8 protein-coding genes and 1 pseudogene are annotated in these 6,398 nt (G+C 36.9%); 1 reads left to right on the forward strand and 8 read right to left on the reverse strand.

Annotated elements, in window-relative coordinates:
* From G625_RS18510 to G625_RS0105360, 6 genes and pseudogenes are all read right to left on the reverse strand, one after another.
* Positions 1-481: pseudogene (locus G625_RS18510) on the reverse strand (DUF4869 domain-containing protein).
* 242 nt (positions 482-723) lie between these two features.
* On the reverse strand, positions 724-1,464 hold the full coding sequence (locus tag G625_RS0105340; protein WP_029200287.1) for a hypothetical protein: 741 nt from the start codon (positions 1,462-1,464) through the stop codon (positions 724-726).
* Positions 1,465-1,738: 274 nt separating this feature from the next.
* The gene (locus G625_RS18515) at positions 1,739-2,110 is read right to left on the reverse strand and encodes a helix-turn-helix domain-containing protein (RefSeq protein WP_044916923.1); all 372 of its coding nucleotides are present in this window, start codon (positions 2,108-2,110) and stop codon (positions 1,739-1,741) included.
* A 76-nt stretch (positions 2,111-2,186) separates the two neighbouring features.
* Positions 2,187-2,444: a hypothetical protein gene (locus G625_RS0105350; RefSeq protein ID WP_029200288.1), complete on the reverse strand. Its 258-nt coding sequence runs from the start codon at positions 2,442-2,444 to the stop codon at positions 2,187-2,189.
* 212 nt (positions 2,445-2,656) lie between these two features.
* Positions 2,657-2,974: a type II toxin-antitoxin system RelE/ParE family toxin gene (locus tag G625_RS0105355; protein WP_029200289.1), complete on the reverse strand. Its 318-nt coding sequence runs from the start codon at positions 2,972-2,974 to the stop codon at positions 2,657-2,659.
* Entirely contained in the window at positions 2,971-3,237 is a 267-nt protein-coding gene (locus G625_RS0105360) for a hypothetical protein (RefSeq protein WP_029200290.1), read from the reverse strand. Before G625_RS0105360 ends, G625_RS0105355 begins: the two co-directional genes overlap by 4 nt.
* A gap of 302 nt (positions 3,238-3,539) precedes the next feature.
* Here G625_RS0105360 and G625_RS22305 point away from each other — a divergent pair, with 302 nt between their 5' ends.
* Positions 3,540-3,698, forward strand: coding sequence for a hypothetical protein (locus G625_RS22305; protein WP_156885040.1), 159 nt, complete (start codon positions 3,540-3,542; stop codon positions 3,696-3,698).
* Positions 3,699-3,870: 172 nt separating this feature from the next.
* Here the strand turns inward: G625_RS22305 and G625_RS18520 are convergent, their stop codons facing one another.
* Entirely contained in the window at positions 3,871-4,131 is a 261-nt protein-coding gene (locus tag G625_RS18520; RefSeq protein WP_044931698.1) for a hypothetical protein, read from the reverse strand.
* A 112-nt stretch (positions 4,132-4,243) separates the two neighbouring features.
* Positions 4,244-5,851: an ATP-binding protein gene (locus tag G625_RS0105375; protein ID WP_029200291.1), complete on the reverse strand. Its 1,608-nt coding sequence runs from the start codon at positions 5,849-5,851 to the stop codon at positions 4,244-4,246.
* Positions 5,852-6,398 lie beyond the last annotated feature (547 nt).

The following is a 6,398-nucleotide window of genomic DNA, read 5'->3' on the forward strand; positions in this document are numbered from 1 at the left end:
TTATACTCTCCGCGCATTTATTTCCTCCGGTTTTGATCTTCGTAAATAATCTGCTCCGGCAAGCAGGAACTCCTGCATATTATGAACTATCAAATCCCTGTGATTCAAAATCCTGATATCAAATTCACCGGGTCCGAAATCCATAACATGAAAGAGATTTATCGTAAAGTCCCGCTCTTCTCCAAGCTTAAGTATCCATTTTGAACAATTATCTCCACAATTAGATGCGTTGAATATCTTACCCGGAAAATGTTTCATAAGTATCAGTGCTTTGACTCCTCCCGATAACTGAAGTGGCGAAATATTACCGAGCACAGGACTTTTAATGCTATTTGCATCAATCATTTCTGAATGATCTACGTCCAATATGACCTTTTTTACAAAGTCATCGGTTATCCAATCATCCATATATCTGTTTTTAAAAAAAAATTGATGTGTTGTATATAGTGTTTTCCCTATCTCCAAACCATACTCTTAGCATGTAATCACCTCAACTCCAAAATCTCTATATATCTTCCGCCTTTTAACTTTCCTTGAAACTTTTTTTGCAAAAGGGGCACTCCACGGTTTTGGTCACGGGTTTCTGAAAATCAGGGGATTTTGGCATATTATATCGACTCCTACTCTGTACGTCTTATTTTAATTCATCATTTATCAATACGTGATTATAGTATATCACTTTACTATATGGTATGGAAATTCATGATTACAACCTACAGACATCTATCCTTTCCTCAACAACGGCCTCTTAACCTCCATCTTTCCTGCAGCTGCCTCTGGCACTTCTATAACTCCAAACCGATACAACATCGGGTAAATATAAGACACGCCCCTGATATCCCCCAGAGCCTTGGGTCGCAAAACAATCTCCCCCCGTAATTCAACCGCCTTTTCAAATGCCCTCATCACAGAACTCCAAACAATTGTCTTACTCTCGCTTCTTCTGTCTATAATAAGTTCTCTGTTGTAATCACCATTCCGGCCTTTCTTTAATTCATAGGTAAAAGGCAGTCCTGTTACGGTATGGAAAGGATACTTTTGGAATGCCACAACCGCATCCCAAAGAGCATGTTCGCTCATACACTCCATCAGATTCCTTACCGCCTGCTGCCTGCTTCGATATATACTAATCCGCTCTGCATTTATCGACAATTCTTCCGCCTTATATATCGACTTCGTATACGGCAGATATCCGTTTACAGATGATTTCTTAAGGCCCGTAAGCTCCTGAATATCCGCTATACTCTTCCCGGCGGCACGCAAATCATTTACTTCTTTTGATATTTCATTGCTGTATGCTCCGGATGTAATAAGCAGCTTTCGGATCTTCAAAGGTGACATATCAAATTCAGCTGTCGTCTGTTTCAGCTCTCCGGTTTCCTCATATGATTCAGTTACCGCATCCAACAGATTATTCATAATCTTATCCAGATCATAATGTGGTCGTTTCTTAGGTCTGGCCATTTGCTAACACTCCGATTATTTTCACAAATGTTGTCTTACGTAAACAATCAATTTAATGTCATTTCAATCCAACTTATCTCTATGAATTCCACGGATCCGCGCCGGAATTCAAAACTCTTTTGGCATAAATCCGTGGTTTTTTATTATAATGTCTCCGGCCCGAGCTCTAGTACAATAATAATCACACCGGATACCATATTCTCTTCTTTCTGCTCATATTTCTCCCACTATACGGATTCTGACTGCAAAAAATCTTGGCTTAAGAATCATCAAATCACTGTTTTCCCTCTTTTTTCTCTTTCATCATCCTTGACATAGCCTGAGCATAACCCAGTATTCTAGCCTGCATTTCGGCATCACACGAATTATAAGTGGAAATTAATTCTCCCGCTTCTGTACGTCTATCGACCGCAATGATTGAAGCCGGATTACTCCTTGTCCCATTCACTTCAATACCACTCAAAAGCCATTCCGGGGTCACATTAAGGACCTTACATATTACAAGGATCTTATCTGATGTCGGGTTTGTCTTTTTCTTCTTCCAGTCACTAACTGTTGTCTCAGGAATACCGGTCTTATTGGCAAAATCCTTCTGGGTCATGTTCATCTCAGTAATTTTTTGAAAAATTCTGTCTCTTATATTCATTTTCGTTTTCCTTAAGCCTTCATTGCTTTATCCAGGCCTTGTACATCATCAGTTACTATAACCTTATAGTTCCCCTTCATAATCCGTACTTTTCCCTAATATTCGCAGATGCCCTATGTCCTTCCATGACTCTGCCTTCATCAGAGTGTTTTTTTGCAATAGCCAATTGTTCTATAACTTCTTCTCTGGTTAAGGGTTTATATGGATTATACATTTCTTTCCTAATCTCATCTTTTGATGTGATACGCTTAATAAATTCTTTAACGAGTAACAACTCATTATCAGGAAGATCTCGAATCATAGAAACAGTTGCCTCATATGTACTCATTTCCATCTTACGTTCCTTTCACTCATAACTGATTCATCTGTTGTTTTATTCATAACGTCATCCAATAGCAAATCTATTTAAAAATATACTATTTTTCGGATTTTATATTTAAGCAATTCCTTCGTCAATAGCCCAAAACAAAAAGTTTATAAAATTTTTATGGTGACAGGTAGCAATGTGTGGTACAGCTGGGCGGCTCAGCCGCACAAGAATATCCATTAGTTCAACTTGTTCTCATAGTCTTCCAGTGAATGAAACATGTTGATAATCGACACTATATCACCATCAATTCGATATAACAGGAAATAATCGTGTTTCAGAAAATTGATCCTTTTTAATCTCTTTTGCTTCAGTTTCTCACTTTCCGGATCTTTCAAACTGTCTGCTACAGTCTCCAGTTTCTTTCTGGTCTCTCTATAATCATTAACCAGATTCCTTGCTGCCTGACTACTCTTTTTGACATATATCAGATAATCCCGATACCTCCGAAAATCCTGCTTGGCATCATCAGTAACAACTACTCGATACGTCTTCATTCCGGAATCCCCGCAAGCATCTCTTCTTCAAATTTTTCCGAATCCGTAACTAATCCGGCTTCGATTTGCGCAATGGAATGATCAATTCTTGCCAACAACTGTTCCTCCGTCTGAGGTCTAAATGGAGAAATTTTACCAGATACACTACCGGCAATATTCTTATTCAAAAAAGCTATAATCACAGCCTGCACTGCATTCAGTTCTTCTTCTGTAAGACCTGAAAGTAAGCCATATGTATAATCCAATTGGACATCCTTAAGCATCGTTTAATTCCTCCATGATTATTTTAAAAATTTCGTATTCTAGTAATTTGGCTGTTCAATTTTATGAATCATAATTAAAAATATCTATTTAATCGAGACAGGCACTCCCCGTCCCTTCTCAAAATCCTCTAGATTACCTTATTCATTATAACATCAAATCTACATTTCTAAAATCGGCATTCACAAGTTAATAAAAATATACTATTTTTCGGTACTGCAAATAATCCTCCGTATGTCAACCTACCAAAACAAAAGTTTATAAAAAATTCCCGATACACGGTTCACGATTTGTAAGCCAAATAATGGGTGAACTTGAAGCTGATGTGGCAATTATGGAAACTGTGATGATCAACGGCAAGAATGAGTACGCTAACAGGAAACTGAACGATGCCATTCAAGAAATAAGACATGCTTTGTCGGACTTGTCAGATGCAATGTTTGATGTTACAACGGGACCTTGAGGAGTGTAAGAACTTGACTTGAGGGTTAAAAATCTTAGGAAGTTAAGATTAAGGTCACCTATTTCCTGAAGATGAAATAAAGTGCTTCTGGCAAATGAACTTGCTGTGTATAGTACTCGATTGGAATCTACAATTGAATCCGGATTTGATGAGAAGAGATCAGTCATCCGAATCACCTATTTTCAAGATACTCTCTCGACATCTCATCTATAGTCTCAAACGAAAAACACTCAGCACAGCCATCAGGAATTTCCTCAAGTCTTTTAACAAACTCTCTAACAAGTTCTACCGCCTCTGAACTATGCTTTCCCTCTTCCGGTTTCTCATGTGGCGGAAGTTCCAATAAAGTTTTATCCACCAACCAAGGCTCGTTTATGTATAGTGCTTGCTTATCCCTTGGTAATGTATATGGGTCAATATCGTGATGCTCCATTTATGGGTACCTCCACTCTTTATTCCTAATATTTCAGCCCGTCCTGATCAGCTCATATACTGTAAGCAACAATATTTCAGTCAGAATTTTTTAAATATTACTTCCATCGGCTTCAAAATATCGCTCTTTCAAACAAGTAATTATCAATATTTCTCACTTTCTCACTCGACGAAAAATTCATACCTATCTTAATCAAACTATATCCATTCAAGCAATCATTATAATACTTATCGCCATATCTTTTGTCATTAATCTGTTTCAATGCCTCTTTTGCCGTTTTGTCAATTTTGCACTCTATAACATAGATATACTTGCCAACTTTCAAAGATGCATCTATTCTGCCGTTATTTGTCATTTCCTCAGGACTTACTTCCATCCCACACATCTTAAATATAAGATATATAAGGGATTGATAATATTTTTCATATTTCAACTGAATTCCATAAGGGACACTGGCAAGTGTGCTCTTTAAAACATCAATCATGCCATCCACGTTCCCTTCATGTGCAAATTTTTGCAAATTTGAGGCAATAATTCCTATTTCAGAAATAGATTTACCAGAATACACCGAAGCCAAATCCGTTTCGAAAGACAACTGTACTTCTTTATTGGGATAAACAAGCCTGTAAGATGGAATATTATTTTGTTCCTCCCGATCCCCAAATGTCAAATAACCCGTCTGCAATAATAGCAACGTAATCATCTGAGAATCAACATCTTTCTCACTTAATGCTCTGATATCAAATGAGTTTAAAGATATATCTGTGACTATTGCATTCTCAATACTTTCAAGCGTGATTTTCTGCTTTTTGGCAAAATTAACAAGAAGCACAGGCGTTGCAGTCGCATACCAATAATTGCTAAATTCAAAATTCTCGTTAAAAAAACGCCCAATAGAAACCGGATTATAAACCTTCACTCCATCATAGGAAAATTTAAAACCATCATACCACATGGCAAGTTTCTCTTTCATTTCTTCAAATGAACAATTGTGTTTTTTAGTCGCTTTTTCTATATACTCGCCAAAATAGTCTTCTAATTCTGTGGCATTGTAGCCAACGGCATCTGAATAATAATTGTTTCTGCTCAAATCTACAAGATTATTTAGCTTACTAAATATTGAGACCTGACTAAGACGTGTTATTCCGGTTATAAAAACAAATCGCTCCATGGCCTCATAGCCTTTAATCATCTGGTAAAAAGCTTCCATAATACGACTTATTTGCTTTATTCCCTTACCATCTTCAATGTTATTAGTAATGGGACGATCATATTCATCTACAAGTATTACAACCCCCTTTTCGCATTTTGAATACAATGCTTCTATTAATTCTCCAAACATCAATGCCGGAGAACTTCCAGTTATCTTGACTTCATATTTGTTTGCAATACCAACTAGCTTTAGTTTTATTCCCTCTTCTAATATGGAAACCGTTGAACTATCAATCCTACTAAAGTCAATATGAATTATTGGATATTCTTCCCATGTATAAGGTTTCTCATAGATATCCAATCCTTTAAAAAGGTCTTTTTTTCCAGAAAAGAGCGCCTCTAATGTACTTACAGTAAGACTTTTTCCAAATCTTCTAGGCCTGGAAAAAAAATACTGCCCAAAAGGTTGCTTTACCATTTCATATATATATTTGGTTTTATCAACGTATAAATATCCCGCTTCAATAATATTTTTAAACGTTGAAATAGATGTGCTAATCTCCTTCATAATTCATCCTCAAAAGCAATTTTTTACTTAACCAGTAAATCCATTTTTCTTCAGATTCTTAGTTTGTGTCTTTGCTCTACCTGGGAACGCAACCATCCTCATTCCCAATTGCCTCAAGTGTTCCCCTTGAAGAAAATCTTCAAAATTATATACCGGTGCAACGATAGCCGACAGCAGAAACTTATCTTGATTCCCTTTTTCACCTTTCAACAATCTCTGTTTTGCATCATGATTTTGTTGCAAATCACAGGCCTGTGTCAAAACAATTGCATACGGAAAATGTATTTTCGAAACCTCTATGGTATCATCACTCTATATTAACTATTCACCCATATCTACACTGATTCAAATACCTCATATGGTCTGCAAACTCGTAACCAGTTTTCTTTTATGTCAACTTGCAAAATCAGCCTACTGGCTGTTTCACACATCGTCGCCTTGTCTTTATTATCTCTTAACTTCCTAAGATTTTTAACCCTCAAGTCAAGTTCTTACACTCCTCAAGGTCCCGTTGTAACATCAAACATTGCATCTGACAAGTCCGACA

Origin of the sequence: Oribacterium sp. NK2B42 (genome assembly GCF_000424445.1) — a bacterium.
In the GTDB taxonomy this organism is placed as follows: Bacteria; Bacillota; Clostridia; order Lachnospirales; family Lachnospiraceae; genus Oribacterium.

Bases quoted from the DNA above. Each gene is read 5' to 3' on its own strand.
- G625_RS0105375 (WP_029200291.1), bottom strand. From the start codon at position 5,851: ATGAAGGAGATTAGCACATCTATTTCAACGTTTAAAAATATTATTGAA.
- G625_RS18520 (WP_044931698.1), bottom strand. From the start codon at position 4,131: ATGGAGCATCACGATATTGACCCATATACATTACCAAGGGATAAGCAA.
- G625_RS0105360 (WP_029200290.1), bottom strand. From the start codon at position 3,237: ATGCTTAAGGATGTCCAATTGGATTATACATATGGCTTACTTTCAGGT.
- G625_RS0105350 (WP_029200288.1), bottom strand. From the start codon at position 2,444: ATGGAAATGAGTACATATGAGGCAACTGTTTCTATGATTCGAGATCTT.
- G625_RS0105340 (WP_029200287.1), bottom strand. From the start codon at position 1,464: ATGGCCAGACCTAAGAAACGACCACATTATGATCTGGATAAGATTATG.
- G625_RS18515 (WP_044916923.1), bottom strand. From the start codon at position 2,110: ATGAATATAAGAGACAGAATTTTTCAAAAAATTACTGAGATGAACATG.
- G625_RS0105355 (WP_029200289.1), bottom strand. From the start codon at position 2,974: ATGAAGACGTATCGAGTAGTTGTTACTGATGATGCCAAGCAGGATTTT.
- G625_RS22305 (WP_156885040.1), top strand. From the start codon at position 3,540: ATGGGTGAACTTGAAGCTGATGTGGCAATTATGGAAACTGTGATGATC.